Origin of the sequence: Phenylobacterium sp. Root1290 (assembly GCF_001425305.1) — a bacterium.
Classification (GTDB): Bacteria; Pseudomonadota; Alphaproteobacteria; order Caulobacterales; family Caulobacteraceae; genus Phenylobacterium.
Genome location: NZ_LMEE01000001.1, coordinates 646,687 through 671,133, shown reverse-complemented (window position 1 = coordinate 671,133; position 24,447 = coordinate 646,687). Strand labels below are relative to the sequence as shown.

At 68.8% G+C, this 24,447-nt stretch carries 25 protein-coding genes; 17 read left to right on the top strand and 8 right to left on the bottom strand.

The window, feature by feature from the left end:
- Positions 1-44: 44 nt before the first annotated feature.
- The 5 genes from ASC79_RS03245 to panB all read left to right on the top strand — a co-directional run bounded on the left by ASC79_RS03245 (position 45) and on the right by panB (position 2,717).
- Positions 45-392, top strand: coding sequence for an ArsC family reductase (locus tag ASC79_RS03245; protein ID WP_056019599.1), 348 nt, complete (start codon positions 45-47; stop codon positions 390-392).
- A 141-nt stretch (positions 393-533) separates the two neighbouring features.
- Entirely contained in the window at positions 534-902 is a 369-nt protein-coding gene (locus ASC79_RS03240) for a DUF6249 domain-containing protein (RefSeq protein ID WP_056019596.1), read from the top strand.
- Between the two features lie 27 nt (positions 903-929).
- Complete coding sequence (locus tag ASC79_RS03235) at positions 930-1,514, top strand: RNA polymerase sigma factor (RefSeq protein WP_056019592.1); 585 nt, start codon at positions 930-932, stop codon at positions 1,512-1,514.
- Positions 1,507-1,887, top strand: a complete 381-nt coding sequence (locus ASC79_RS03230; RefSeq protein WP_056019589.1) for a hypothetical protein — start codon at positions 1,507-1,509, stop codon at positions 1,885-1,887. Before ASC79_RS03235 ends, ASC79_RS03230 begins: the two co-directional genes overlap by 8 nt.
- Positions 1,888-1,889: 2 nt before the next feature.
- Entirely contained in the window at positions 1,890-2,717 is an 828-nt protein-coding gene (gene panB, locus ASC79_RS03225) for a 3-methyl-2-oxobutanoate hydroxymethyltransferase (RefSeq protein ID WP_056019585.1), read from the top strand.
- Here the strand turns inward: panB and ASC79_RS03220 are convergent.
- A complete protein-coding gene (locus ASC79_RS03220) occupies positions 2,714-2,974 on the bottom strand; it encodes a helix-turn-helix domain-containing protein (protein ID WP_056019582.1) in 261 nt (86 codons plus the stop codon). The two genes, panB and ASC79_RS03220, sit on opposite strands and share 4 nt — an antisense overlap.
- Before the next feature lie 202 nt (positions 2,975-3,176).
- On the opposite strand from ASC79_RS03220, the gene ASC79_RS03215 reads away from it, so the two are divergent.
- The 5 genes from ASC79_RS03215 to der all read left to right on the top strand — a co-directional run bounded on the left by ASC79_RS03215 (position 3,177) and on the right by der (position 9,059).
- Positions 3,177-4,439 carry a dicarboxylate/amino acid:cation symporter gene (locus ASC79_RS03215; RefSeq protein ID WP_056019579.1) on the top strand — a complete coding sequence of 421 codons (1,263 nt, stop codon included), beginning with the start codon at positions 3,177-3,179 and terminating at the stop codon, positions 4,437-4,439.
- A complete protein-coding gene (locus ASC79_RS03210; protein WP_056019576.1) occupies positions 4,436-5,122 on the top strand; it encodes a TetR/AcrR family transcriptional regulator in 687 nt (228 codons plus the stop codon). Before ASC79_RS03215 ends, ASC79_RS03210 begins: the two co-directional genes overlap by 4 nt.
- 112 nt (positions 5,123-5,234) lie before the next feature.
- Positions 5,235-6,011, top strand: a complete 777-nt coding sequence (locus ASC79_RS03205) for a tetratricopeptide repeat protein (RefSeq protein WP_056019573.1) — start codon at positions 5,235-5,237, stop codon at positions 6,009-6,011.
- Positions 6,008-7,399 carry a PQQ-like beta-propeller repeat protein gene (locus ASC79_RS03200; RefSeq protein WP_056019570.1) on the top strand — a complete coding sequence of 464 codons (1,392 nt, stop codon included), beginning with the start codon at positions 6,008-6,010 and terminating at the stop codon, positions 7,397-7,399. The genes ASC79_RS03205 and ASC79_RS03200 overlap by 4 nt, the downstream gene beginning before the upstream one ends.
- A 16-nt stretch (positions 7,400-7,415) precedes the next feature.
- Positions 7,416-9,059 carry a ribosome biogenesis GTPase Der gene (gene der / locus ASC79_RS03195; RefSeq protein ID WP_056019568.1) on the top strand — a complete coding sequence of 548 codons (1,644 nt, stop codon included), beginning with the start codon at positions 7,416-7,418 and terminating at the stop codon, positions 9,057-9,059.
- On the opposite strand, the gene ASC79_RS03190 is transcribed toward der, so the two are convergent.
- The 5 genes from ASC79_RS03190 to radA are packed head-to-tail and all read right to left on the bottom strand — an operon-like array spanning position 9,007 to position 14,295.
- The gene (locus ASC79_RS03190) at positions 9,007-9,756 is read right to left on the bottom strand and encodes an SDR family NAD(P)-dependent oxidoreductase (RefSeq protein WP_056019566.1); all 750 of its coding nucleotides are present in this window, start codon (positions 9,754-9,756) and stop codon (positions 9,007-9,009) included. The two genes, der and ASC79_RS03190, sit on opposite strands and share 53 nt — an antisense overlap.
- Complete coding sequence (locus tag ASC79_RS03185) at positions 9,749-10,771, bottom strand: bile acid:sodium symporter family protein (RefSeq protein WP_056019564.1); 1,023 nt, start codon at positions 10,769-10,771, stop codon at positions 9,749-9,751. Before ASC79_RS03185 ends, ASC79_RS03190 begins: the two co-directional genes overlap by 8 nt.
- A 40-nt stretch (positions 10,772-10,811) precedes the next feature.
- The gene (purF, locus tag ASC79_RS03180) at positions 10,812-12,305 is read right to left on the bottom strand and encodes an amidophosphoribosyltransferase (protein WP_056019561.1); all 1,494 of its coding nucleotides are present in this window, start codon (positions 12,303-12,305) and stop codon (positions 10,812-10,814) included.
- On the bottom strand, positions 12,302-12,925 hold the full coding sequence (locus ASC79_RS03175) for a CvpA family protein (protein WP_056019558.1): 624 nt from the start codon (positions 12,923-12,925) through the stop codon (positions 12,302-12,304). Before ASC79_RS03175 ends, purF begins: the two co-directional genes overlap by 4 nt.
- Positions 12,926-12,930: 5 nt before the next feature.
- Positions 12,931-14,295, bottom strand: a complete 1,365-nt coding sequence (radA, locus tag ASC79_RS03170; protein WP_056019555.1) for a DNA repair protein RadA — start codon at positions 14,293-14,295, stop codon at positions 12,931-12,933.
- A 147-nt stretch (positions 14,296-14,442) separates the two neighbouring features.
- Between radA and ASC79_RS03165 the strand changes: the two genes are divergently transcribed.
- Positions 14,443-15,612, top strand: coding sequence for a Yip1 family protein (locus tag ASC79_RS03165; RefSeq protein ID WP_056019552.1), 1,170 nt, complete (start codon positions 14,443-14,445; stop codon positions 15,610-15,612).
- Here ASC79_RS03165 and alr read toward each other — a convergent pair.
- Both alr and ASC79_RS03155 read right to left on the bottom strand, forming a co-directional pair.
- On the bottom strand, positions 15,609-16,697 hold the full coding sequence (gene alr, locus ASC79_RS03160) for an alanine racemase (protein WP_056019548.1): 1,089 nt from the start codon (positions 16,695-16,697) through the stop codon (positions 15,609-15,611). The two genes, ASC79_RS03165 and alr, sit on opposite strands and share 4 nt — an antisense overlap.
- A 41-nt stretch (positions 16,698-16,738) precedes the next feature.
- Positions 16,739-18,229, bottom strand: coding sequence for a replicative DNA helicase (locus ASC79_RS03155; RefSeq protein WP_056019546.1), 1,491 nt, complete (start codon positions 18,227-18,229; stop codon positions 16,739-16,741).
- Positions 18,230-18,492: 263 nt separating this feature from the next.
- Here ASC79_RS03155 and ASC79_RS03150 point away from each other — a divergent pair, with 263 nt between their 5' ends.
- From ASC79_RS03150 to ASC79_RS03125, 6 genes are read left to right on the top strand one after another with little or no spacing between them, the layout of a single operon-like run.
- Positions 18,493-19,125 carry a DUF4129 domain-containing protein gene (locus ASC79_RS03150; RefSeq protein ID WP_056019543.1) on the top strand — a complete coding sequence of 211 codons (633 nt, stop codon included), beginning with the start codon at positions 18,493-18,495 and terminating at the stop codon, positions 19,123-19,125.
- Positions 19,122-20,339 (top strand): DUF4350 domain-containing protein, encoded by a 1,218-nt coding sequence (locus ASC79_RS03145; protein ID WP_156378313.1) that lies wholly within the window; start codon positions 19,122-19,124, stop codon positions 20,337-20,339. Before ASC79_RS03150 ends, ASC79_RS03145 begins: the two co-directional genes overlap by 4 nt.
- Positions 20,326-21,282: a MoxR family ATPase gene (locus ASC79_RS03140; protein ID WP_056019537.1), complete on the top strand. Its 957-nt coding sequence runs from the start codon at positions 20,326-20,328 to the stop codon at positions 21,280-21,282. The genes ASC79_RS03145 and ASC79_RS03140 overlap by 14 nt, the downstream gene beginning before the upstream one ends.
- On the top strand, positions 21,279-22,589 hold the full coding sequence (locus ASC79_RS03135; RefSeq protein WP_056019534.1) for a DUF58 domain-containing protein: 1,311 nt from the start codon (positions 21,279-21,281) through the stop codon (positions 22,587-22,589). Before ASC79_RS03140 ends, ASC79_RS03135 begins: the two co-directional genes overlap by 4 nt.
- A complete protein-coding gene (locus tag ASC79_RS03130) occupies positions 22,586-23,590 on the top strand; it encodes a stage II sporulation protein M (protein ID WP_056019530.1) in 1,005 nt (334 codons plus the stop codon). The genes ASC79_RS03135 and ASC79_RS03130 overlap by 4 nt, the downstream gene beginning before the upstream one ends.
- Positions 23,587-24,447: an RDD family protein gene (locus ASC79_RS03125; protein ID WP_056019527.1), complete on the top strand. Its 861-nt coding sequence runs from the start codon at positions 23,587-23,589 to the stop codon at positions 24,445-24,447. Before ASC79_RS03130 ends, ASC79_RS03125 begins: the two co-directional genes overlap by 4 nt.

Sequence of the window (24,447 nt, the reverse complement as noted above, 5' to 3'; positions counted from 1 at the left end):
GCGAGGTTAAGTCGAGGCGTGCAAACCCCAAGCGGATTCGACCGATGAGCATCACGATCTATGGCATCAAGGCGTGCGACACGATGAAGAAGGCGCGCACCTGGCTGGACGATCACGGCGTCACCTACGGCTTCCACGACTACAAGGCCGTCGGCGTCGATCGCGAACATCTGGAGCGGTGGGCCGGTCAGGTCGGTTGGGACGTCCTGCTGAACCGCTCGGGGACGACGTTCCGCAAGCTGCCGGACGCCGACAAGGCCGACCTGAACCAAGACAAGGCCATCGCCCTGATGCTGGCCCAGCCGTCGATGATCAAGCGGCCCGTGCTGGACGTGGACGGCAAGCTGCTGGTGGGCTTCAAGCCCGAGGCCTATGGGGCGATGTTCAGCTGAGTTTCGGCGGGCCGGCGGCGCCCGCCAGGAAACATGAAGAACATTTCATGCCGCCATCTGCATCTATACGCATAGCCCGGCGCCTCTTCCCTTCAGAACGGGGCCGAATGAGCCACCCGCACTGAGAGAAGGATAAGCAGGATGGAAATCCTAATTCCGCTGGGCTTCTTCGCCATGATCGCCGCGATCGTCATCGTGCCGCGATACCTGAAGAGCCAGGAGCGCCAGAAGCTTCAGGAGACGTTGCGCGCGTCGATCGAGAAGGGCGCCGAGCTGCCGCCGGAGGTCATCCAGGCGTTGACCAGCGACGTGAAGGCCGCGCCCTCGCCCTATCGCGACATGCGGGCCGGGATCATCTGGCTGGGCGTGGCGGTCGGCTTCGCCGCCATGGGAATGGCGATCCAGTTCGAGGAGCCCGACGCGCTCTATCCGCTGTTGGGGATCGCGGCCTTCCCCGGCTTCATCGGGCTGGCGCTGATCGCGCTCTCGTTCATTTCCCGCGGCAAGTAACCCTCGAAGGGGAGGGGAAAGCCCCAGATGTCGGGCTCTCAAAACACAAGGCTGACGAATTCCCACGATGTGGAGCTGGCCGCCCTGGCGGCGGCGGGGGATCGTGCGGCTTTCGGCGAGCTGGTCCGCCGGCACGGATCGGCCGTGCGCGGGCTGCTGCGCCGCATGGGCGCGGCGCCGGCCGAGGCGGACGATGTGGCGCAGGATGCGTTCCTGACCGCGTTCGAGCGGATCGGCGAGTTCCGCGGGCAGGGGACTTTCGTCGCCTGGGTCCGGAAGATCGGCGCGCGGGCCTATCTGCGCCGCCTGCAGCGCGAACGCCGCATCGCAGCGCTGGCCGCCGCCAGCGACGACGGCGCCGAGACCGCGCCGACGCCGGACGCAGCCGGCAGGATCGACCTGGACGAGGCGCTTCGTACGCTGGGCGCGGCGGAACGGATCTGCGTGTCCATGTGCTACGGCGCGGGGCTTTCGCACGCGGAGGCCGCCGACGCCTTGAATCTGCCGCTTGGAACGGTCAAGTCCCATGTCAAACGTGGTCTGGAGAAACTCAGAGCGCGATTGGCGCCGGTCGCCGGCGCCGAGTTGGAAGGGAGGCGCGAGAATGGCTGAGCTCGAGTTCGAGCGGCGTCTTGAACGCCTTTTCGCAGAGCCCCCGGCCTTCTCCGACGAGAAGGCCTTCGCCACGTCTGTAGAGCGCAAGCTGGATCGCGGCTGGAACATCCGGCGCTGGACGATCGGGGCCGCGGGCCTGGCCGGCGGGGTGGTCGGCGCCAGTCAGCTGATCATGTCGAACTTCGTCACCCAGGTGGAAAACGCCTCGGAAGGCTCCACGCGGCTGCTTCAGGTGGGGGTGCAGCAATTGGCGCCCAGGTCGGATCTGCTTGCGGCGCTGCCGGCGGGCTCATCCGTGGTATGGATCGCCAGCGGAATGGCGGTGCTCGCCATCGGCTTCGTGGTGACCAGAGTGTTCGAGGAGTTCTAGGCATGTCGGCTCAGCGTCAGGAAATGGTCAGGCGCTTTGCGGCGCCGGATATCGCCGCGCGTAAGGGCGGGGTGCCGGTGGTGTGCCTCACGGCCTACACGGCCCCGATGGCCGAGCTGCTGGATGAGCACTGCGACCTGCTGTTGGTCGGCGACTCGGTCGGCATGGTGGTGCACGGGCTGCCCAACACGGTCGGCGTGACGCTGGAGATGATGATCCTGCACGGCCAGGCGGTCATGCGGACGGCGAAGCGCGCGATGGTCGTGGTCGACATGCCGTTCGGTTCCTATGAAGGTGCGCCCGAAGTCGCCTACGCCAATGCGGCGCGGGTGATGAAGGAGACCGGGGCCCAGGCGATCAAGGTCGAGAGCGGGCCGACGGTGGTGGAGACCATCGATTATCTGGTCAAGCGCGGGATCCCGGTGATGGGCCATGTCGGCCTGCGCCCGCAGGCGGTTCACGTCGACGGCGGCTTCAAGGCCAAGGGCAAGGGCGGCGACGAGCGCGCCCGGATCCTGGCCGAGGCCAAGGCCACCGCCGAGGCCGGGGCCTTTGCGGTGGTGGTCGAGGGCGTGGCCGAGGGACTGGCGCGCGAGATCACCGAGGCGATCACGGTTCCGACCATCGGCATCGGCGCGTCGGCCGGCTGTGACGGCCAGATCCTGGTCACCGACGACATGCTGGGCCTGTTCGACTGGACGCCGAAGTTCGTGCGCCGCTACGGCGACCTGCGCGGCGAGATCAGCAAGGCGGTCGCCGGCTATGCCGACGACGTGCGCGCCCGCCGCTTCCCCGGCCCGGCCGAGATCTACTTCGCCAAGGCCGGCTAGAGCCGCCTAAGGCCCGATACGTCCAGCCCCGGTTCGAACAGGATCCGGGGCGAGACGTGGAGCGCCGCGATCAGGGCGTGGAGCTGGGCGGAGTCCAGCCGCAGCCGGCCGTGCTCGGCCATCGACAGCTCCGCTTGCGAAATCCTGGACTGATCGGCGAGTTCGCCCAGCGCCAGGCCTCGCGCCTCGCGTACGGCTTTCAGTCTCCGGCCGACGGCTTCAAGGTCCGCTCTGACCGGGGGCAGCGATATGATCATCGCCGGTCCTCCCTTGCAGGCGCAGCTTAGGCCCGTTCCGGCGGGCTGCAAAATTGATCCATCCTATTGAATAGATAGATTGATCCGATGGGGGCGCGACAGGCGGCGCCGGCGCCTGTGTGTTGGGCGTGGACCAAGGCGTTGCGCCGAAGGACGGAAAACCGGTTTCGCGGCGGGCCGAACGCGCACTAGTTTCAGTGCGATGGCCAAGCTTCTCAATGTGATCTCGGCGGCCGGCGCCCAGACGACCGTGCGTATCCTGCTCGCCCTGGTGGCTGGGCTGGTGGTCGGCGCCGCCCTGGCCGACAGCCCTGCGATCGACAGGATCATCGCGGTCGCCGAGCCGATCGGCGGACTGTGGCTGGACGCGCTGCGCATGACGATCGTGCCGCTGGTGTTCTCGCTGCTGGTGGTCGGCGTTTCGTCGGCCGCGGGCACGGCGGCGGCCGGCGGGACAGCGGCGCGGGCGCTGGCGATGTTCGGGGTGCTGCTGGTCGCCAGCGCGCTGTTCTCGGCCCTGGCGGTGTCGGGCGTGCTGGCGGCGTGGCCGGCGCCGCAGGCCGCGGCCGCGGGGCTGCGCGAGGCGGCGGGGCATTCGATCCAGAAGGTCCCGGACTTCCCGACGATGGGCGCCTGGCTGCGCGCCTTCATCCCGACCAATCCGATCCAGGCGGCGGCAGAGACCAGCATGGCGCCGCTGGTGGTGTTCGCGCTGCTGTTCGGACTGGCGGTCACACGTATCCGCGCCGACCTGCGCACGGGGCTGGTCTCGGTCTTCCAGGCGGTGATGGACACCATGCTGGTGCTGGTCCAGTGGGTCTTGTTCGTCGCCCCAATCGGCGTGTTCGCCCTGGCGCTGATCGTCGGGGCCAAGGCGGGGTTCGGCGCGGCCGGAGCGCTGGGCCACTACATCGTGATCCTGTCGGGCGTCTGCATTGCGGTCGGCCTGCTGTCCTATCTGCTCGCCGTGGCCGCGGGCGTGCCGCTGCCGGCCTTCGCCAGGGCTGCAGCGCCAGCGCAGGCAGTGGCGTTCTCGACCCAGTCCTCGATCGCCTCCCTGCCGGCGATGATCGCCGGCACGCGGCAGTTGGGCGCGCCCGAATCGATGATCGGGGTCGTCCTGCCGCTGGCGGTGTCGCTGTTCCGCATCACCAGCCCGGCGGCGAACCTCGGCGTCGCCATCTACTGCGCCCACATCTACGGCGTGCCGCTCAACGCCGCGCTGCTGGCGGCCGGGATCGGCGTGGCCGCCGTGATCAGCCTGGCCTCGGTCGGGCTGCCGGGCCAGATCACCTTCTTCACGACCACAGGCCCGATCTGCCTGATCATGGGGGTGCCGCTGGAGCTGCTGCCGATCCTGCTGGCGGTCGAGACCATCCCCGACATCTTCCGCACAGTGGGCAACGTCACCGCCGACATGGGCGTGACGTGCCTGGCCAAGCGCGTGACGGGGGCGCAGTCGTGAGCCAGGCCACGCCGCCGCCGCCCAATCGCGGGCGGCGCAAGAAGGGGGAGGGGCCCGATCTGCGCCGGGCGATCCTGGACGCCGCCGAGCTGATGTTCGCGGGGCACGGGTTCTATGGGGTCACCACCCGCCAGGTCGCGGCCGAGGCCGGCGTCGACACCGCTCTGATCCACTATTACTTCGGGGCCAAGCGCGACCTGTTCGACGCCGTGTTCGCACGGCGGGCCGAGATCCTGAACACGGTGCGCCTGGAGGCCATGGCCGCCTACGAAAAGTCCAGCGGCGGCGAAATGACCCCGCAGGGCGTGGTCGCCGCCTTCATCGACCCGCTGATCGAGATGTCGCTGACCGGCGAGCCCGGCTGGAAGAACTATTTCCGCCTGGTCGCGCTGGTGAACAACACCCCGGCCTGGGGCGGGGAGACGATGCACCGCTACTTCGATCCCGTGGTCCACCAGTTCATCGACACCCTGCGGCGGGTGATGCCCGACGCCGAACTGCCCGATCTCTACTGGGGCTACCAGTTCCTGACCGGGTCGATGATGCTGGCGCTGTCGGAGACCGGGCGCATCGATCAGCTGTCGGAGGGGCTGTGCCGTTCGACCGACCTGGCGGCGGTGCGGGCGCGGCTGTTCGACTATTGCGCGGCGGGATTCGAAGCGATCGTGCGGCGCGCGCCCTGAACCCGGCGGTCCGCGGCGTCTAGCCCAGCGGTCCAGCGTTGCAGCCGCGCGCCCACCGCTATAGGTTCCGCCGCTCTGAACACTAACGCCTATTCGTGCGGAGTCCCCCGACGTGGTCGATGTCTTTGATGAAGTCGAGGAGCAGCTTCGCTCCGAGCGCTACAAGTCGATTGCGCTGAGGGTGCTGCCCATCGTCGGCGGCGTGCTGATCGTGGCGCTGGTCGCCGCGCTGGCCGTGTGGGGCTATCAGCACTTCCGCAGCCAAGCGGCGGCCGAGGCGTCCGAGAAGTACGCCCAGGCGATCGAGGCCTTCAACAGCGGCAAGCGCGACGACGCCATCCGCCTGTGGGGCGAGGTCGGCCAAGGTTCGTCCAAGGCTTACAAGTCGCTGGCGCTGCAGCACCTGGGCGGCCTGAAGCTGGCGGACAACAAGACCGCCGAAGCGGTGAAGCTGTTCGATGAAGCCGCCGAAGCTGCGCCGAACAACATCATCGGCGATGCGGCCCGCCTCAAATCCGCCTTCGCCTTGCTCGACACGGCTCCCTTCAAGGACATGGAGGCGCGCCTGACGCCGCTCACCGAGGAAGGCCGTCCCTACCGCGCCGAGGCGCGCGAGGCGCTCGCCTTTTCAAAGCTCATGGCCGGCGATCTGGCCGGCGCGCGCAGCGACTTCGCGGTCATCGGCCTGATGGCCGACGCAGGCGAGGCCGCGCGTCAGCGCGCCGAGGCCGCCAAGGCCCTGATCGACTCCGGCTCGGCCAAGGCCCTTCCGGCGACCGTGAAGGCCGCCATGGCCCTGCCGCCGCCGGTGCAAATGGCCCCCGGCGCCGTTCCGCCGGGCCTCGCGCCCCAGGCCGCCCCGCAACCGACCGCCCCCGGAGCCCAATGACGTCAATGCGCCGTAAAAGCCTCCTCGCTCTGTTCCTGGCGGCGAGCGTCGCCGTGACCGGCTGCTCGACCGTCAATCGGCTGAATCCGTTCAACAAGGGCGATGAAGGCCCGCAGGAAACCGCCGCCGAAGGCGAACGCATCGCCATTGTCGCCGCCGACCAGACGCTGGAAGTCGCCGAGGCGCTCAAGGGCGCCGACTTCTTCCTGCCGACTCCGGAAGTGAACGCCAGCTGGTCGCTGCCGGGCGGCACGCCCGAGCAGGCGATGGGCCACGTCGAGGCCGGCGGCAATCTGGGCATCGCCTGGAAGCGTGGTTTCGGCGCGGGTTCCGACCGCGGCGCGCACGTGACGGCGACGCCGGTCGCGGCCAACGGCAAGATCTATGTGATGGACGGCGAGGCCACGGTCTCGGCGTTCGACGCGCAATCGGGCTCGCAGCTGTGGCGCACGAACCTGCGCCCGGACTCTAAGCGCGACAAGGAAGCCTTTGGCGGCGGTCTCGCCCTGGCCGACGGCAAGCTCTACGTGACCTCCGGCTTCCGGTTCGCCGCGCAGCTGAACGCCGACACTGGCGCGGTCACCTGGCGGACCTCGACCGAACAACCGATCCATGCGGCTCCGACGGTGTCGGGCGGACGGGTGTTCGCGGTCGCCATCGACAACACCCTGCTGACCTTCGACGCCGGCACTGGCGCGGAGGGCTGGACCTATCAGGCGCTGTCCGAATCGGCCCGCATCCTGGCCGCTTCCAGCCCGGCGGTTTCGGGCGACACGGTCGTGGCGTCGTTCGGGTCGGGCGAACTGGTCGCCCTGCGCGCCGGCAACGGCAACGACCTGTGGAACGAGGCCCTGAGCCGCGCCAACCGCAACAACGCCCTTTCGGAAATCCGGGACATCCCGGGCCGTCCGGTCATCTACCAAGGCGACGTCTTCGCGGTGAGCCACTCGGGCGTCTTTGCGGCGACCGACCTGCGCACCGGCCAGGCGCGCTGGAGCCTGCCTGTCACCGGCATCACCTCGCCGTGGCCCGCGGGCGACGTCGTCTATGTGGTCTCCAAGGCTGGCGAAGTGATCTGCGTGGCGCGCGAGAGCGGCCAGATCTACTGGATCACCGACCTGGGGAAGGACCGCGAGTCGTACGGCGGCGGCTTCATGGGCATCGGCAAGAAGAAGTTCAGCACGCGCCCGATCTGGTCGAGCCCGCTGCTGGCCTCCAACCGGCTGATCGTGGCGGGGTCGAGCGGCGAGCTCGTGGCCCTGAACGCCAAGACCGGCGCCGTCGAAAAGACCATCAATCTCGGCTCGCCGACCCTGATCAGCCCGATCGCCGTTGGCGGGACGGTGTATGTTGCGACCGACAAGGCGCAACTGATCGCGCTGCGCTAAGCGGATCTGACTCAATATGCCTATGCGGCTTGCTATCGTCGGACGACCCAATGTCGGCAAGTCGACTTTGTTCAACCGGCTGGCGGGGAAAAAGCTCGCCATCGTCGATGACCAGCCTGGGGTGACCCGGGACCGCCGCTTCGGCTCCGGCCGGATCGGCGACCTGGACCTAGAACTCATCGACACCGCCGGTTTCGAGGATGTCACCGACGACAGCCTCGAATCGCGCATGCGCCAGCAAACCATCGTGGCCATCGAAGAAGCCGACGTGGCGCTCTTCGTCGTGGACGCCCGCGACGGCGTGACCCCGATGGACGAGGTGTTCGCCGAGATCCTGCGGCGGCACGACAAGCCGGTGATCCTGGCGGCCAACAAGGCCGAGTCCAAGGCCAGCGACATAGGTGTCAACGAGGCCTTCGGCCTGGGCCTGGGCGAACCGATCGCGATCTCCGCCGAGCACGGCGAGGGCATGGCCGACCTCTACCAGGCGCTGCTCGGCGTCTACTCGGACATGGACGAGGAAGAAGAGGACGAAGGCGAAAAGCCGATCCGCATCGCCATTGTCGGGCGTCCGAACGCCGGCAAATCGACCCTGGTCAACAAGCTGATCGGCGAGGACCGCCTGCTGACCGGGCCTGAGGCCGGCATCACGCGCGACGCCATTCCGGTCGACTGGACATGGGAAGGCCGCCCGGTGCGGCTGGTCGACACCGCCGGTCTGCGCCGCAAGGCGAGGGTCCAGGAGAAGCTCGAGAAGCTCTCCACCAGCGACACCATCCGCGCGATCACTTTCGCCGAGGTCGTTATCCTGGTGATGGACGCCACCCATCCGTTCGAGATCCAGGACCTGCAGATCGCCGACCTGGTCGAACGCGAGGGCCGGGCTCTGGTCTTCTGCCTGGCCAAATGGGACCTGATCGAGAACCAGGGCGCGACGCTGAAGGAAATCACCGAGGAAGCCGGTCGTCTGCTTCCGCAGCTGCGCGGTTCGCCTGTCGTGGCCCTGTCGGCGGAAACCGGTCGGCACCTGGACCGGCTGATGCCCTCAGTGTTCAAGGTCCATGGCGACTGGTCCACCAAGGTGAAGACCCGCGACCTCAACGACTGGCTGAAGATGGCGATGGAACGGCACCCGCCGCCCGCCGTTGGCGGCCGTCGCGTGAAGCCGAAGTACATGGCGCAGATCAAGGCGCGCCCGCCGACCTTCGTGCTGTTCGCCAGCCGGGCCGACCAGCTGCCGGACCACTATCGCCGCTATCTGATCAACTCGCTGCGCGAGAGCTTCGACATGCCGGGCGTGCCGATGCGCCTGACGGTGAAGTCGAACAAGAACCCCTACGCCGAGGGCGAGGAAAAGGGCGGACCGGCGCCGCGGTCGTCCGTGCCGAACTTCGCGCCGAAGCTGGGCAAGAAGGTCGCCGTGCCGAAGGGCGTGGCCGCCGTGCGCGCCAAGGTGTCCGCCGGCGCCGGCGTCGAGGCCGAGGTGGTTGAAAAGCCGAAGCCCAAGCCGAAGGTGAAGCCGAAGACCAAGCAGATCGCGCCGGGCAAGAAGATCGGCGCGGGCCCCACGCCGAAGGGCCGCGCCGCCAAGCTCGCCCGTCCTGGCGTCAAGCCGAAGCGAGCTTCCCGGCCGACTGCCAATCGGAAAAGCGGACGTTAGAGGTCGGCAGGCCCAGCTGGGCCTGGGCCAGCTCGACGATGAGCGGGCCGATTTCCGACGGATGCGGCAGGTCCATGGGATCCTCGCCGGGCATGGCTTCGGCGCGCATCTTGGTGCGCATGGCGCCCGGATCGACCAGGGCCGCGCGCACGGTCGTGTTCTCGAGCTCGTCGGCCCAGGTGCGCACCAGGTGCTCGACGGCGGCCTTGGTGGCCCCGTAGGCGCCCCAGAAGGCCTTGGGCCGCTCGACCCGGCCCGAGGTGAAGAAGATGCCGCGCCCAGCATCGGACTCGCGCAGCAGGCGCTCGGTGGAGCGGATCAGGCGATAGGTCGCCGTCAGGTTGGCGCTCACCACCCGGTCCCACATCGGCGGATCGATGTGCGAGACGGGCGTCAGGCCGCCGAGGATGGCGGCGGCGTGGACCAGGATGTCCAGGCGCTGGAAGCGCTGATGAATCGCCAGGCCCAGGCCGTCGATATCGTCGCCCTTCAGCAGATCGAGCGGCACGAGGGTCGCGGTCTGGCCGGTGGCTTCCTTGATCTCGTCGTCGAGCGATTCAAGGGCGCCCTGGTTGCGCCCGACGGCGACCACGTGAGCGCCGGCCTTCGCCAGGGCCAGGGCGCATTCGCGGCCGATGCCGCGGGTCGCGCCGGTCACCAGAGCGATGCGGCCGTCGAGGGGAAGGGACTCAGTCATGACTTGGCTCTTGAAGCGGACGTTGGGCATAGCGCTGCGCCAGGGCGGCGCAGACCATGAGTTGGAACTGGTGATAGAGCATCACCGGGAGAAGCACGAACCCTACTGTGGCGGCGGGGAATAGAACGCCGGCCATCGGGACGCCGGCCGCCAGGCTCTTGTTGCAGCCGGCGAAGGCGATGGCGATCTCGTCTTCCTTCGGAAAGCCGCGGACCCGGGCGACCCAGATCATGAAGCCGAGCGAGAGGGCCAGCAGCACCAGGCAGATGACGATGATGCGGCCAAGGTCGTAGGCCGAGACCTTCGACCAGATGCCGGCGACGACCGCGCCGGAGAAGGCGTTGTAGACGACCAGCAGGATCGAAAACTTGTCGACCATGCCGAGCGGCTTGGCGTGGCGTGAGATCCAGCCTCCGATCCATCGGCGCAGGATCTGGCCGGCCAGGAACGGGGCGAGGAGCTGCAGCAGGATCGCCTCGAACGACGAGAACGTCAGGCCGCCGCCTTCAGCTCCGAGCAGGAACCCGACCAGCAGCGGGGTCAGGAACATGCCGAGCAGGTTGGAGACCGAGGCTCCGCAGACGGCGGCCGCGACGTTGCCCTTGCCGATCGCGGTGAACCCGATGGCCGACTGGATCGTCGAGGGCAGGCAGGCGAGATAGATCAGGCCCGGGGCCAGAGCGGCCGGAACCAGCCACCCCGGAAGCGCCGCGGCGCCGAGGCCGAGCAGGGGCCACAGGATGAAGGTCGTGGCCAGGACCAAGCCGTGAAGCCGCCAGTGCAGCAGCCCCTTGATCACCGCTTCCTGGCTGAGCTTTGCGCCGTGCAGGAAGAAGACGAGGGCGATGCCGGCCTTGGTGAGATCGGAGACCACGGGGGCGGCCGCCCCGCGGGCCGGCAGGATGGAGGCGAGCACCACCATCCCGACGATCGCGGCGATGTACCAGTCCAGGCCGAGCGTTTTCAGCCAGGAGCGGGTTGGCCGGGACTGGCTATCGGCGTCCGAACCGCTCACGCCGCGGCTCTGCCGGAGAGAGCCTTTCCGGCGTCCAGCCTCACGCGTCGACCAGGAACGACAGCTGGCGGTCGGCGCCGTCGTTGCGGCCCTCGGCGATTTCCCGGTCCAGCAGGCGGGTCGGATAGTCGCCAGTGAAGTAGTGGTCGGTGAACTGCGGATTGACCGGATCGCGCGGGTCGGCCTGCATCGCGGCGTAGAGGCCGTCGACCGAGAGGTAGCCCATCGAGTCGACGTCGAGGATCTTGGCGATCTCCTCGACCGACTTGTTGGCGGCGAGCAGGTGCTCGCGGTCGGGCATGTCGATGCCGTAGTAGTCGGGCCACATGATCGGCGGGGAGGCCGAACGCAGGTGGACCTCGGCGGCGCCGGCCTCGCGGACCATGCGCACGACGCGGACGGAGTTGGTGCCGCGGACTATGGAGTCGTCGATCAGCATCACGCGCTTGCCGGCCAGGACATTGCGGTTGGGCGAGAGCTTCATGCGCACGCCCAGTTCGCGGGCGCCTTGCGTCGGCTGGATGAAGGTCCGGCCGACATAGTGATTGCGGATGATGCCCATTTCGAAGGGCACGCCGGTTTCCTGAGAATAGCCGAGCGCGGCGGGAACGCCGGAGTCCGGCACCGGGACGACGACGTCGACCGGCACGTGGCTCTCCTGGGCCAGACGGCGGCCCATGCGCTTGCGCACGTCGTAGACCGAGCGGCCGTTCACGACCGAGTCCGGGCGGGCGAAGTAGACGTACTCGAAGATGCAGGGCCGGGCGCGCGCCGCCGGGAACGGCTTCATGCTGCGGATGCCCTTGTGGTCGATGACCACCATCTCGCCGTGTTCGACGTCGCGGACGAACTTGGCGCCGATCATGTCGAGAGCGCAGGTTTCCGACGCCAGGACCGGCTTGCCGTCCAGATCGCCAAGCACCAGCGGACGGATGCCCAGCGGGTCGCGGACGCCGATCAGCTTCTTGTTCGTCAGGGCGACGAGGGCGTAGCCGCCTTCGATCTTGGAGAGCGCATCGACGAAGCGTTCGACGAACTTGGCCTTCCGCGAGCGGGCCAGGAGGTGAAGGATCACCTCGGAGTCCGATGTCGACTGGAAGATCGCACCTTCGGCGACCAGCTGCTCGCGCAGGGTCAGGAAGTTGGTGAGGTTGCCGTTGTGGGCGATGGCGACGCCGCCGGCCTCGAGGTCGGCGAACATCGGCTGGACGTTGCGGATGAAGCTGCCGCCAGCCGTCGAGTAGCGGGTGTGACCGATGGCCGAGTGGCCTGGAAGGCGGTCCACGAGGTCGGGGCCGGCGAAGGCGTCGCCGACGTGGCCCATGTGGCGCTCGGTATGAAAGCGCTGGCCGTCAAAGACCGCGATACCGCAGGCCTCCTGGCCGCGGTGTTGGAGGGCGTGCAGACCCAGCGCGGTGACGGCCGCGGCGGCGGCGGTGTCATAGACGCCGAACACCCCGCACTCGAGCCGGGGAGTATCGTCGTCAGGATCGCGGAAGGTCGGCTGGCGCCATCGATCTTGATCCTGAGTCATCGGGATTTCTCCACCAGATCGTCCAGCCTGCGTCGTTCGCGCGGGTCATAGCCTTGGGCGTCCGCAGAGTCACCCCGGTCCGTCGCCGAACCTTCACGAACTGCGTCCCCAATTTGGGGCGCTAGTTTATCTGCCATGTCTAAGCCCTTGGGCGCGAAGGCCTTTAACGCTTTGGCCGCCGCGGTCGTCAGAGGATAAAACGCCGCACCCGTCATCCATTTCGGAACCCGGTCGGGCGGGGTGGCCGCCTGAAACGCCAAATGCAGGGCGCCCAGGACCACAAGCGCGCGGACCAAGCCGAATCCGAGACCGATGGATCGGTCGAGTACGCCCAATACATGGGTGCTGTGCACGCCCCGCACCATGGCCCCGCCGGTGATGCGCAATGTCGCATACACGACAATGAAGGCGGCCAGGCCCGCAACCACCGCGCCGGCCCACTCGGGGTCGCTGACCAGGCTCCGCCCGATCGGGGCGGTCCATCGTAGGCCGAAGACGGCGACGACGGCCGCCAGGACGAAAGACAGGGCGCGGACCATCTCGCGCGTGGCGCCGCTGAAGAAGCCGAGGGCCGCCGACGTCAGCAGCACCGCCAGGACGATGATGTCGAACCAGGGCAAACCGGCTACTCCCACTGATGCTCGCCGATCCGGCGGATCGCGTCCGCCAGACGGGTGACGCCGGTGACCTTCATGGCGCCGCCGTCGAGGTCCTGTGGGCCCAGCACCTGCTTGAAGCCGAGCTTGGCGGCTTCCTTCATGCGCGACTCCATGCGGCTGACCGGACGGATGTCGCCCGACAGGCTGATCTCGCCGAACACGACGCAGTCCTGCGGCAGCGCCTCGTCGAGGGCGGAGGAGGCGAGGGCGGCGGCGGCGGCGAGGTCGGCGGCCGGCTCCGTCACTCGCAAGCCGCCGGCGACATTGAGATAGACGTCGCGGTCGCCCAGGGAGAGGCCGCAGCGCGCCTCCAGCACCGCCAACACCATGGCCAGGCGCCCGGTGTCCCAGCCCACCACCGCGCGGCGCGGCGTGCCGTAGGCCGACGGCGCGACCAGGGCCTGGAACTCGACCAGCACCGGGCGTGAGCCTTCGATGCCGGCGAAGACCGCGGCGCCCGCGGCGCGCTCGCCGGAGGTGTCGAGGAACAGGGCCGAGGGATTGCGCACCTCGCCGAGGCCCGCGTCGCCCATCTCGAAGACGCCGATCTCGTCGGTGGCGCCGAAGCGGTTCTTCGTGCCGCGCAGGATCCGGAAGGGGTAGCCGCGCTCGCCTTCAAACGTCAGGACGGCGTCGACCATGTGCTCGACCACCCGCGGGCCAGCGATGGCGCCGTCCTTGGTGACGTGACCGACCAGGATGACGGCGATGGAATGCTTCTTGGCCAGTCGCACCAGCTCGCCGGCGGCGGCGCGCACCTGCGTGACCGAACCGGGCGCCGCCTCATGGGCGTCGCTCCACATGGTCTGGATGGAATCGATGACGACGAGATCGAACTTCTCGCGCTTCAGGCTGTCGAGGATGTCGCGCAGCGAGGTTTCGGCCGCCAGGCGGACCGGCGCGTCGGCCAGGCCCATGCGCTGGGCGCGGCCGCGAACCTGCTCGATCGCCTCTTCGCCGGAGATGTAGGCGCAGCGGACGCCGCGGCGGGCGGCGTTGGCCGCGACCTGCAGCAGCAATGTCGACTTGCCGACGCCGGGGTCGCCGCCGACCAGGATGGCCGAGCCGGGCACCACGCCGCCGCCGCAGACGCGGTCGAACTCGTCGACGCCGGTGGACAGGCGCGGCGGGGCGGGGACTTCGTCTTCCAGGCCCTGGAAGCTGATGCCACGCGTCCGGGCCGACTTGCTGGGCGCGAGGGCGCCGGGCGGGCGGCTCTGCACTTCCTCGACCAGGGAGTTCCAGGCGCTGCAGGCCGGGCACTGGCCAGCCCACTTGCTCTGCGACGCCCCGCAGGACTGGCAGACATAGACAGCGCCGTCGCGGGCCATGCGAACTCCGTGATTCGTAAGAAAGACCCAGTCTAGCGGGCGCGGCGGTCCAAGTCCGTCGCGCCGAAGTTGGCGTCTGTCGAATGCCGTGAGATAGACTCACGTTACGCGACTAGGGCGATGGGTTTTCAAGGGCTGGAGGCGTGAATGAGCGCAGTAGAACCGGGGGCCGCCACAACAGGGCTGGTCGAGCGAGTTAAGTCTATCCTGCTGAGGCCGAGCGCCACCTGGGATGTGATCGACACTGAACAGGCGACCACGTCGGGCCTGTTCAAGAACTATGCGGCGATCCTGGCGCTTATCCCTGCGATCTGCGGCCTCATCGGCGGGACGATCATTGGGATCGCCGGTTTCAAGACGCCGCTGATCGGCGGATTGATCGGCGCGGTCGTGGGCTATGTCCTGAACCTGGCGATGGTCTTCGTGCTGGGCATGATCATCGACGGTCTGGCGCCGACGTTTGACGGCCAGAAGAACCAAGTGCAGGCGATGAAGGTGGCCGTCTATTCGAGCACGGCTGGCTGGATCGCGGGCGTTCTGTCGCTGATCCCGATGCTGGGCCTGTTGGCCGTTCTGGGATCGCTCTACGGCCTCTACCTGCTCTATGTCGGGCTTCCGAAACTGATGAAGGCGCCTGCGGAGAAGGCGTTTCCCTATACCGCCGTCACCGTCGTCGTCGCGATCGTGCTCTCGATCGTGATCGCCGCCATTGGAGGTGTCGTCGGTGGCTTGAGCATGGCCGGTATGGGTGCGGCCGGCGCGCTCAGCTCCAACACCATTCAGGTCGGCGACAAGTCCGTGGACCTGGGCCAGCTGGAAGAAGCTTCCAAGAAGATGGAGGCGGCCGCCAAGCAGATGGAGAGCGGCGAGGCTCCCGAGGCCGTGCAGCCGGACGTCCTGAAAGCGTATCTGCCGGAAGGTGTCGCGGGCTATGCGCGTACCGAGGTCACGACCGGCTCGGGCGGCGCGGCCGGCATGGCCGGTTCGCAGGCCGAAGGCGTCTACACCAAGGGCGATGCGACGATCCGGCTCAGCGTGACCGACCTGGGCGCAGCCGGCGCTCTGGCCGGGATGGCCGGCGCCTTCAATGTGCAGTCGTCGAGCGAGACCGACGGCAAGTACGAGAAGATCGGCAAGGTCGACGGCCGGATGACCCAGGAGTCGTACGACAAGGCCAGCAAGCATGGGCAGTACAGCGTGCTGGTCGGCGACCGCTTCATGGTCGCCGCCGAAGGCGAGGGCGCGAGCGTCGATGAACTGAAATCGGCGGTGGCGGCGATCGGTCCGGCCAAGCTGGAAGCCCTGGCGAAGGGCTAGGCTTCGCCGAGATAGATCCGCTCGGCGCGGTCGCCGAGGCGCACGAGGCATTCGTGCGCCACGGTGCCCGCCGCCGCTGCGATGTCGTCAATCAGCACGTTGGGACCCAGAAGTTCCACGTACTCGCCGATCGCGGCGGGGGACTGGCCCAGATCGACCCCAATCAGGTCCATGGTCACGATCAGCACTTCACGCCGCGCGCCTCCGGCCCAGGCGTAGCCGCCGCGCTGAGAGGCGCGGATCAGGCCATCGGCATAGCCGGCGCCGACCACAGCCATGCGGATCGGCCGGTCGGCGACCACGCGAGAGCCATAGCCAATCGTCTCGCCGGGCTGGACGTTTCGGATGTAGAGGATCTGGGCCTCGAGCTTGGCCACGGCCTTGAGGCGGGGGTCCGGTCGCTCTTCCGGCCCGCCGCCGTAGAGGCTGATGCCCGGCCGGATGATATCGGCGCGGTAGTCTTGTCCTAGCATGATCCCGGCCGAGGCTGCGAAGCTGGTGCGGGCGTTGGGGAACAGCGGCCGCACCTGGTTGAAGCGTTCGAGCTGCAGGGCGTTGCGGGGATCGTCCGGATCGGTGGCCGAGCCGAGGTGACTCATCAGGATCTGAACGTCGAGACTGCGCAGCCGGTCGGGCGCTGCGGCGAGCGCTCTCGCCTCATCGAGCGTCAGGCCTTGGCGATTCATGCCGGTGTCGACCTGGAGCACGACCGGCAGGCGCTGACCGGTCGCGGCCGCATAGGCGTTGGCCGCTTCGATCTGCGGCAGGCTGGCGAGGACGGGCGTGAGGTCGCAGGCGGCGAGCCGCGGCCCGTATCCGGGCAGGAAGCCGTCGAGGACATAGATCGGGGCGGGGACGTCGAGGGCCGCGCGGAGGGCCTGGCCCTCGCTCAGACGGGCGACGAAGAAGGCGCTGGCGCCCTCGGCCCACAGGCGTTTGGCGATCGGGCCGGCGCCCAGTCCATAGCCGTCGGCCTTGATGACCGGAGCGGCGTCGGCGCCAGGGGCGGCGGCGCGCAGGACGGCGAAATTGTGGGCGAGCGCATCGAGGTCGATGGTCAGGCGCGCGGGCGTGGAGGAAGACATCGCCTGCTCCCTTAGCGGAGGCCGCCGGCTCGCGCGATGGCCTACTCGTCCGAGGTGTAGAAGTGGCTGTGCGCGAGGTTGCCGAACTTGGTGATGTCTTCGTTGAAGGACAGCTTCACCGTGCCGATGGGGCCGTGGCGCTGCTTGGCGATGATCACGTCGGCGGTGCCGCGGACCTTGTCCATCTCTTCCTGCCAGGTCAGGTGCTCGGGCGTGCCTTCGCGCGGCTCGGAGCGGCCCAGGTAGTAGCTCTCGCGGTAGATGAACATGACCATGTCGGCGTCCTGTTCGATCGAGCCCGATTCCCGCAGGTCGGAGAGCTGAGGACGCTTGTCCTCCCGGTTTTCCACCTGACGCGAGAGCTGCGAGAGCGCGATGACCGGCACCGCGAGCTCCTTGGCCAGGGCCTTCATCGACTGGGTGATCATCGAGACTTCCTGCACCCGGTTGTCGCTCTTGCCGTCGCCGCCTGTGACCAGCTGCAGGTAGTCGATGACGATCAAGTCGAGGCCGTGGGTCCGCTTCAGGCGCCGCGCGCGGGCGGCGAGCTTGGCGATGGTGATGCCGCCGGTGGCGTCGATGAACAGCGGCGCGTCCTGGATCTCCAGCGCGGCGTCGCGGATCCGCCCGAACTCCAGGGCGTCGATCTCGCCCTTCCGCAGCTTGTCGCCGGAGACGCCGGAGACTTCGGCCAGCAGACGCATGGCCAACTGGTCGGCGGACATTTCGAGCGAGAAGAACGCCACGACGCCGCCCGAGACAGTCTTTTTGGTGCCGTCCGGTTGCGGTTCCCAGGCGTAGTTGCGCGCGACGTCGAAGGCGACGTTACAGGCCAACGAGGTCTTACCCATCGAAGGGCGGGCCGCGAGGATCAGCAGGTCGGAGGGGTGCAGGCCGCCGATCTTGCGGTCGAGGTCGAGCAGGCCGGTCGAAATGCCGGCCAGGCCGCCGTCACGGGCGTGGGCTTCGGCCGCCAGGGTCACGGCGCCGTGCACCGCCTCAGAGAACGGCACAAAGCCCTGATTGTTGCCGCCGGCCTCTGCCAGGGTGAACAGCTGGGCTTCGGCCGCCTCGATCTGGTCGCGGGCTGAGCGATCGGCGTCGCTCTGTTGGGCGGTCAGGGCGATCTCGCCGCCGATCCGGATCAGGTCGCGGCGCAGGGCGAGATCGTAGATTGCGCGGGAATAATCGGGTGCGTTGGCGGCCGGCGGGGCGCGGTCCACCAGGTCGGCGAGGTAGCGGATGCCGCCCAGTTCATCGAACGCGGGATCGCGGTTGAACTGCTCGGCCAGGAGGATGGGTTCGGCCAACTGGCCTTTGCGGACCGCGGATTCGATCGAGGTGAATAGCCGCTGATGGAAGGGTTCGTAGAAGTGGCGCGCCTGCAGGAAGTCGCCGAGTCGTTCGAAGGCGGCGTTGTCGTAGAGCAGGACGCCCAGCAGCGCTTGCTCGGCCTCGATGTTCGCCGGCGCGTGCGGGATGGCGACGTCGTTCTGGGCGGGGCGGAGGTCGAGGGCAGGGACTATGGACATCGATTTACAGATACCTAACCCGAGCGGCTGGGGCCTGCGCCGATGTCGGGAACCCACAGGAACTTGGCGGCCCTGTGGACAGCTCGGGAGGACAGCGGCGCGGGACCAGATAGCGCCGCGCCGCGTCAGATCCGGTCGTGCGGCTTTGGAAGGGCCAAGGGCGGCGGGACGGCCGGAAGGCGTGCGCTTCGGGGTCGACGGGGCACGTTCCTGGCCATACTAATCGCGCGTCGGGTTGTTCCGGGGTGGCGATGCAACGAGGCGTGGATTCAGGCGCCCCTGTCGGCAAGGCGGGCGATCCTCTCGCGACGGCCCATGCCGAGCTGCTGAAGGATCGTGGCTTTCAGTTCGACCGCGCCGTCTTCAACCCACCCAAGCCGCCCGAGTGGCTGAAGTGGCTGGGCGAGGCCTTCGAGGCGATAGCGCCGCTGTTGAAGTGGTTCTTCTGGATCGGCGTGGCGATCATCGCGGGGTTGGTCCTCTACGCGCTGGTGCGTGAGGTCCTGCGGCTGAGGATGCCGGCGGCCAAGCCAAAGGCCCTCCAGCTGGAAGCCGAGCCGGAATGGCGTCCTGACGCGGCCGCGGCGCGGGACCTGCTCGCCGCCGCCGATCGGCTGGCCGGCGAAGGCCGCTATGCGGAGGCCGCGCACCTGATCCTGTTGCGCAGCGTCGATGACATCGTGAGCCGGCGTCCGAAGGCGGTCGGCCCGGCCCTGACCACGCGCGAGATCGCCGGACTGTCGGCGCTGCCGGAGGCGGCGAGGCCAGCCTTCGCCAAGATCGGCCGGGTCGTGGAGCGCAGCCTGTTCGGCGGCGCGCTCGTCGACGCCGAGGACTTCGCCGAATGCCGGCGGGACTACGAGGCGTTCGCCCTGCCTGCGGGGTGGGCGGCATGACGAGCGATCGCAGCGGGGCGTTCTCGCCCCTGATCATGCTGGTGCTGGTGCTGGTCGGCTGCGTCTCGCTGGCCGGGCTGGGACTGCTGGCGGCCTACGAACCGGAGCTGCGCTCCGGCGACAATGGCCAGGAGCACGCGCTCTCGCGCTCGGCGGTCGGCTTTTCGGCGCTCGCCAAGCTGCTGGAGAAGTCGGGAACGCCGGTCGTCCTGCGGCGCGGCGCGCTGTCGGCGGCTGCGGAGGAGGGCCTTCTGGTCCTGACCCCGTCGCCAGGCACGCGGTCCAGCCGCATCGCCGAGTTCGAGCATGGTGGGCCGGTGCTGGTGGTGCTTCCCAAGTGGACGGCGATGCCCAACCCGCTGAAGCGGGGCTGGGTGCGCACGGACGGGGAGCTGAGCGATGCCGCCTCCATGGGCGTGCTGCCCAGCGACTGGCGCGAAGGGGTAAGGATGCAACGCCGCGCCGGGGCGGCCGAGGTGCGGCTATCTCGCCCGAGCGGGGCGCTGGTTGGCGTGCAGCCGAGCGTCGAGGACCTGCGGACGCTGTCGGGTCCAGGATGGATCCCCGTGGTGGTGGACGAAGCCGGGCGCGGAGTGCTGGTCATGCACCAGACTAGCGGGGTGTATGTGCTGGCCGACCCAGACTTCCTCGACACCGCCGGGATGAAGACCTTGTCGGGGGCTCGGGCGGCGGTCGACATGCTGGCGCTGATCCGCGCCGAGGACACGCCGGTCGTATTCGATTTGACGCTGCATGGCTTCGAGCGCTCGCTGAACCCGTTGCGGCTGATGCTGGAGCCGCCGCTGCTGGGCGCCACACTGTGCCTGCTGTGCGCGCTGGTGCTGGTCGGCGTGCAGGCGGCGGTGCGGTTCGGCCCCGCACGGGCGAACGCACGCACGGTGGCGTTGGGTAAACGCGCGCTGGCGGACAATACCGCGGGTCTGGTTCGACTGGCGCGCCGGGAACACCGGATGGCCGCGCCCTATGCCGAGCTTGTGCGGGCCGAAGTCGCGCATGCCGTCGGGGCGCCCAAGGGGCTTGAGGGGGCGGAACTCGACGGCCTGCTGGACCGGATGGGAACGTCGGGCGGCTCGCCGCTGCGGATATCCGCCCTGATCGAACGCGCCGCTGCGGCGCGAACCAAGGGGGACCTCATGGAGGTCGCCCGCGACCTCTATCGCTGGAGACTGGAGATGACCCGTGAACGTCGCTGAGGTGAAGGCGCTGGCCGAAGGGATACGGGCCGAGATCGCCAAGGCGGTTATCGGCCAGGAGCAGGCGGTCGACTTGTTGCTGACAGCTCTGTTCGCCGGGGGACACGTGCTGCTGGAAGGGCCGCCGGGTACGGCCAAGACCTTGCTCGCGCAGGCGTTCGCAGCCAGCCTGGGTCTGGACTACGGGCGCATCCAGTTCACCCCGGACCTGATGCCAGGGGACATCATCGGCGCCAACCTGTTCAACTTCCAGACCAGCACCTTCACGCTGACCCGGGGGCCGGTGTTCTGCGAACTGCTGCTGGCGGACGAGATCAACCGCACGCCGCCCAAGACCCAGGCGGCGCTGCTGGAGGCGATGCAGGAGCGTCGGATCACCATAGACGGGCAGTCGCACGAACTAAGCCCCAGGTTCACGGTCGTGGCGACGCAGAACCCGATCGAGCAGCAGGGCACTTATCCGCTCCCCGAGGCGCAGCTTGACCGGTTCCTGTTCAAGCACGTTCTGGATTACCCAGGTCGGACGGACGAGCTGGCGATCGTCATCGGGCACGGATCGCGCGCAGGGCTGCCGGCCCCAGCCGACCTGGGCGTCCGCACGGTCGTCGATAGGGCCGGGGTCGAGGCGGCCGTTTCCGCCGTGTCGCAGGTGCGACTGACCGAAGACGTGGCCGCCTATGTCGTTGACCTGGTCCGCGCCACCCGCGACTCCGCCGACACCGAGATCGGCGCCTCGCCGCGGGCGGCGGCGATGTTGGCGCTCGCAGCCCGTGCGCGCGCAGCGCTGGACGGGCGGGACTATGTCATTCCGGACGACGTGAAGGTCCTGGCGCTGCCGGCGCTGCGGCACCGGGTGATCCTGTCGCCTGCCGCCGAGATCGAGGGCCGTAGGGTCGACCAGGTGCTGGGCTCGCTGATCGACCAGGTGGCGGCGCCACGGTGATCTATCCGACGCGGCGAGCTGCATTGGCCGTCGCGGCCGGAGCGCCCCTTGCGCTGATCGCAGGGAGCGTGGCGGCGCAGCTATGGGTCATCGGCGCATTGTGGGCGGCCGGCCTGCTCTTCCTGATGGCGCTGGACGCCATGCTCGGCGCGGCGCGCGATCGCCTGACGCTCGACGCCCTGCCGCAACTGAGCGCCGCAGTGGCGCGTCCAGGCGAAGCTGTCTTTACGGCGCGGTTCGGCGGCAAGGCGCCGGGCGCGGTGGAAGCTGCGCTGGCCGCCGGCGCGCGACTGGGCCTGGAGCGGGAACGCGTCATCGCCGAGGTGCGCGACGGCGTCGCCCAGATCACCGCGCCGTTCACCCCCAAGCGGCGGGGCATGGTGCAACTGGAGGCGTTGTGGCTGCGCTGGCGTGGGCCGCTGGGCCTGGTCTGGAAGCAGAAGACCTTCGCGCTGGACTACAACCTGGCGGTCACCACCGACCTGCAATGGGTGCGCGAGGAGGCGGTGCGCCTCTTCGCCCGCAACGCTCTTTTCGGCGCCAAGGCCCAGATCGAGGTGGGCGAGGGTTCGGAGTTCCACGCCCTGCGCGACTTCCAGCCCGGCATGGATCGCAGGGCCGTCGACTGGAAGCAGTCGGCGCGCCACGCGCTGCTGCTGGCCAAGGAGTTTCGCACGGAGCGAAACCATAACGTGGTGATGGCCCTCGATTGCGGGCGGGCGATGAGCGAGCCGGTGGACGGGGCGCCGCGTATCGACCGGGCGATCAATGGCGCCTTGCTGCTGGCCCATGCCTGCCTGCGCTCTGGCGACCGGGCCGGGCTGTTCGCTTTCGACGCCGCGCCGCGCCTGTCGACGGGGGCTGTGGGCGGGCCAAGCGCGTTCGGGGTGCTGCAGCAGATGGCTGGGCGCATCGATTACTCCGCCGAGGAAACCAACTACACGCTCGGACTCTCGGTGCTCTCGGCGGAGCTGCAGCGGCGCTCGCTGATCGTGGTGTTCACCGACTTCACCGACCAGACCGCGGCGCAGTTGATGATCGAGTCGGTGGGGCGCCTGGTCCGCCGGCACCTGATCATGTTCGTCGTGCTGCGTGACGAGGAGCTGGAAGAGATGGTCGGCGCCGAGCCGAAGGCGGCGGAAGACGTGTCGCGCGCGGTGTTCGCCGCCAGCCTGCTGCGCGAGCGCGATCTGGTGATCTCGCGGCTGCGGCGGCTCGGCGTCCACATCGTCGAGGCCCGCGCCGAGCGGATCGGGCCGGCGGTGATCAACGCCTATCTGGACCTGAAGCGGAGGGACCTGCTGTGATCCCCGGGCCGGACCTACGCCTGAAGAGCCAGCGTTTCCGCGAAGAGCGGGAGGCGGATTGGAAGCGCCTGGAGCGGCTGATGGACCGCGCCGAGAAGCGCTCGGCCGCGAGCCTCACCGACGAGGAGATCCTCGCCATTCCGGTGCTCTATCGATCGACCCTCTCGGCGCTGAGCGTCGCGCGAGGGACCTCCCTGGATCGCGGCTTGATCGACTATCTCGAGGTGCTTTCGGCGCGCGCCTACTTCTTCGTCTACGGCTCGCGTTCGACGCTGCTGGAGCGGCTCGGCGGGTTCTTCCGCAGCGACTGGCCGGCGGCGGTACGCAGCGTCTGGCGCGAGACCATCGTGGCCGCGCTGTTGACCGCGCTGGGGGCCGTGGCGGCCGCGATCCTGATCGCCCACGACCCGCAATGGTACCATGTCTTCGTGCCCGAGGCCCTGGCCAGCGGCCGGGATCCGGCGGCTTCGACCGAGAGCCTGCGGGCGATGCTCTATGACGGCAAGGCGGGGGACGGACTGTCGGTGTTCGCGACCTTCCTGTTCACCCACAACGCCCAGGTGGCGCTGCTGGCGTTCGCGCTGGGGTTCGCCTTCTGCATCCCGAGCATACTGCTGCTGGTCTATAACGGCGCGACGCTGGGCGCCTTCCTCGCGCTCTACTTCAGCCGCGGCCTTGGGTTCGAACTGGGCGGATGGCTGCTGATCCACGGCGTCACCGAGCTGTTCGCCGTGGTCCTGGCCGGCGCGGCTGGGATCAGGGTGGGCTGGTCGCTCGCTTTTCCCGGCGCGCAGTCTCGGCTCGACGCTCTGGCCGCGGCCGGACGCACGGCGGGCGCGGTCGTCGGCGGCGTGGTGGTGATGCTGTTCTTCGCGGGCCTGCTGGAAGGCTTTGGACGGCAACTGATCAACATCGACCTGGTGCGTTACGCCGTCGCCGGGGCGACGGCCCTGCTATGGCTCGGTTACTTCTATGGGCCGCGCCGGGAGCAGGCGCCATGAGCGAGACCGACAAGACAGTCCGGTCCTTCGTAACGCCTGAAGGCGTGGACCTGCGCCTGCACATCGGTGACGGCGGCCAGCGCGCGGCGGCCTTCTTCATCGACACGGTGATCATCCTGCTGACGCTGTTCGCGCTGACCCTGCTGGCGGTGGCTACGGGCCTGACGAGCGGCGGCGCGGCGGGGATGGAGGTCGCCGCGATCATCTGGCTGCTGATCGCCTTCTTGCTGCGCAACTTCTACTTCACCGGTTTCGAGCTCAGCGCCGCGGCGGCGACGCCGGGCAAGCGCCTGCTGGGCCTGCGGGTCGCTGCGCGCGATGGCGGACGGCTGCGGGCGGAGTCCGTGCTGGTGCGCAACGCCATGCGCGAGCTGGAGATCTTCATGCCGCTGTCGGTCATCGGCTTCAGGGCCCAGGAGGGCGGCGGCGCGGCCTGGATGTACTTGCTCGCCATGGTCTGGGCCGGCGTCTTCGCGCTGTTCCCGTTGTTCAACCGCGACCGCTTGCGGATCGGGGACCTGGTCGGCGGGACCTGGGTGGTGCGCGCGCCGCGGCAGGCCTTGGCGCGGGACATGGCGGAAGAGGGGAGCGAGCGCCTGGTGCGCTACGCCTTCACGCCGCAGCAGCTCGACGCCTATGGCGAGAAGGAGCTGCACGTCCTGGAAGACGTCGTGCGGCGGCGGGACCGACGGACGGTCAGGGCGGTGGCCGAGCGGATCAGCGGCAAGATCGGTTGGGTCGCCGCGCCCGACCAAGACGACTACGACTTCCTCAGCGCCTACTACGCCGCGCTGCGTGGCCGCCTGGAGGGACGGCTGCTGCTGGGACGCAGGCGGCGGGACAAGCACGCCGCCTGA

What these genes read in the sequence shown, in the direction of transcription:
- ASC79_RS03245 (WP_056019599.1), top strand. Translation starts at nt 45, where the DNA reads ATGAGCATCACGATCTATGGCATCAAGGCGTGCGACACGATGAAGAAG.
- ASC79_RS03240 (WP_056019596.1), top strand. Translation starts at nt 534, where the DNA reads ATGGAAATCCTAATTCCGCTGGGCTTCTTCGCCATGATCGCCGCGATC.
- ASC79_RS03235 (WP_056019592.1), top strand. Translation starts at nt 930, where the DNA reads ATGTCGGGCTCTCAAAACACAAGGCTGACGAATTCCCACGATGTGGAG.
- ASC79_RS03230 (WP_056019589.1), top strand. Translation starts at nt 1,507, where the DNA reads ATGGCTGAGCTCGAGTTCGAGCGGCGTCTTGAACGCCTTTTCGCAGAG.
- panB (WP_056019585.1), top strand. Translation starts at nt 1,890, where the DNA reads ATGTCGGCTCAGCGTCAGGAAATGGTCAGGCGCTTTGCGGCGCCGGAT.
- ASC79_RS03220 (WP_056019582.1), bottom strand. Translation starts at nt 2,974, where the DNA reads ATGATCATATCGCTGCCCCCGGTCAGAGCGGACCTTGAAGCCGTCGGC.
- ASC79_RS03215 (WP_056019579.1), top strand. Translation starts at nt 3,177, where the DNA reads ATGGCCAAGCTTCTCAATGTGATCTCGGCGGCCGGCGCCCAGACGACC.
- ASC79_RS03200 (WP_056019570.1), top strand. Translation starts at nt 6,008, where the DNA reads ATGACGTCAATGCGCCGTAAAAGCCTCCTCGCTCTGTTCCTGGCGGCG.
- der (WP_056019568.1), top strand. Translation starts at nt 7,416, where the DNA reads ATGCCTATGCGGCTTGCTATCGTCGGACGACCCAATGTCGGCAAGTCG.
- ASC79_RS03190 (WP_056019566.1), bottom strand. Translation starts at nt 9,756, where the DNA reads ATGACTGAGTCCCTTCCCCTCGACGGCCGCATCGCTCTGGTGACCGGC.
- purF (WP_056019561.1), bottom strand. Translation starts at nt 12,305, where the DNA reads ATGACTCAGGATCAAGATCGATGGCGCCAGCCGACCTTCCGCGATCCT.
- radA (WP_056019555.1), bottom strand. Translation starts at nt 14,295, where the DNA reads ATGGCCCGCGACGGCGCTGTCTATGTCTGCCAGTCCTGCGGGGCGTCG.
- ASC79_RS03165 (WP_056019552.1), top strand. Translation starts at nt 14,443, where the DNA reads ATGAGCGCAGTAGAACCGGGGGCCGCCACAACAGGGCTGGTCGAGCGA.
- alr (WP_056019548.1), bottom strand. Translation starts at nt 16,697, where the DNA reads ATGTCTTCCTCCACGCCCGCGCGCCTGACCATCGACCTCGATGCGCTC.
- ASC79_RS03155 (WP_056019546.1), bottom strand. Translation starts at nt 18,229, where the DNA reads ATGTCCATAGTCCCTGCCCTCGACCTCCGCCCCGCCCAGAACGACGTC.
- ASC79_RS03145 (WP_156378313.1), top strand. Translation starts at nt 19,122, where the DNA reads ATGACGAGCGATCGCAGCGGGGCGTTCTCGCCCCTGATCATGCTGGTG.
- ASC79_RS03125 (WP_056019527.1), top strand. Translation starts at nt 23,587, where the DNA reads ATGAGCGAGACCGACAAGACAGTCCGGTCCTTCGTAACGCCTGAAGGC.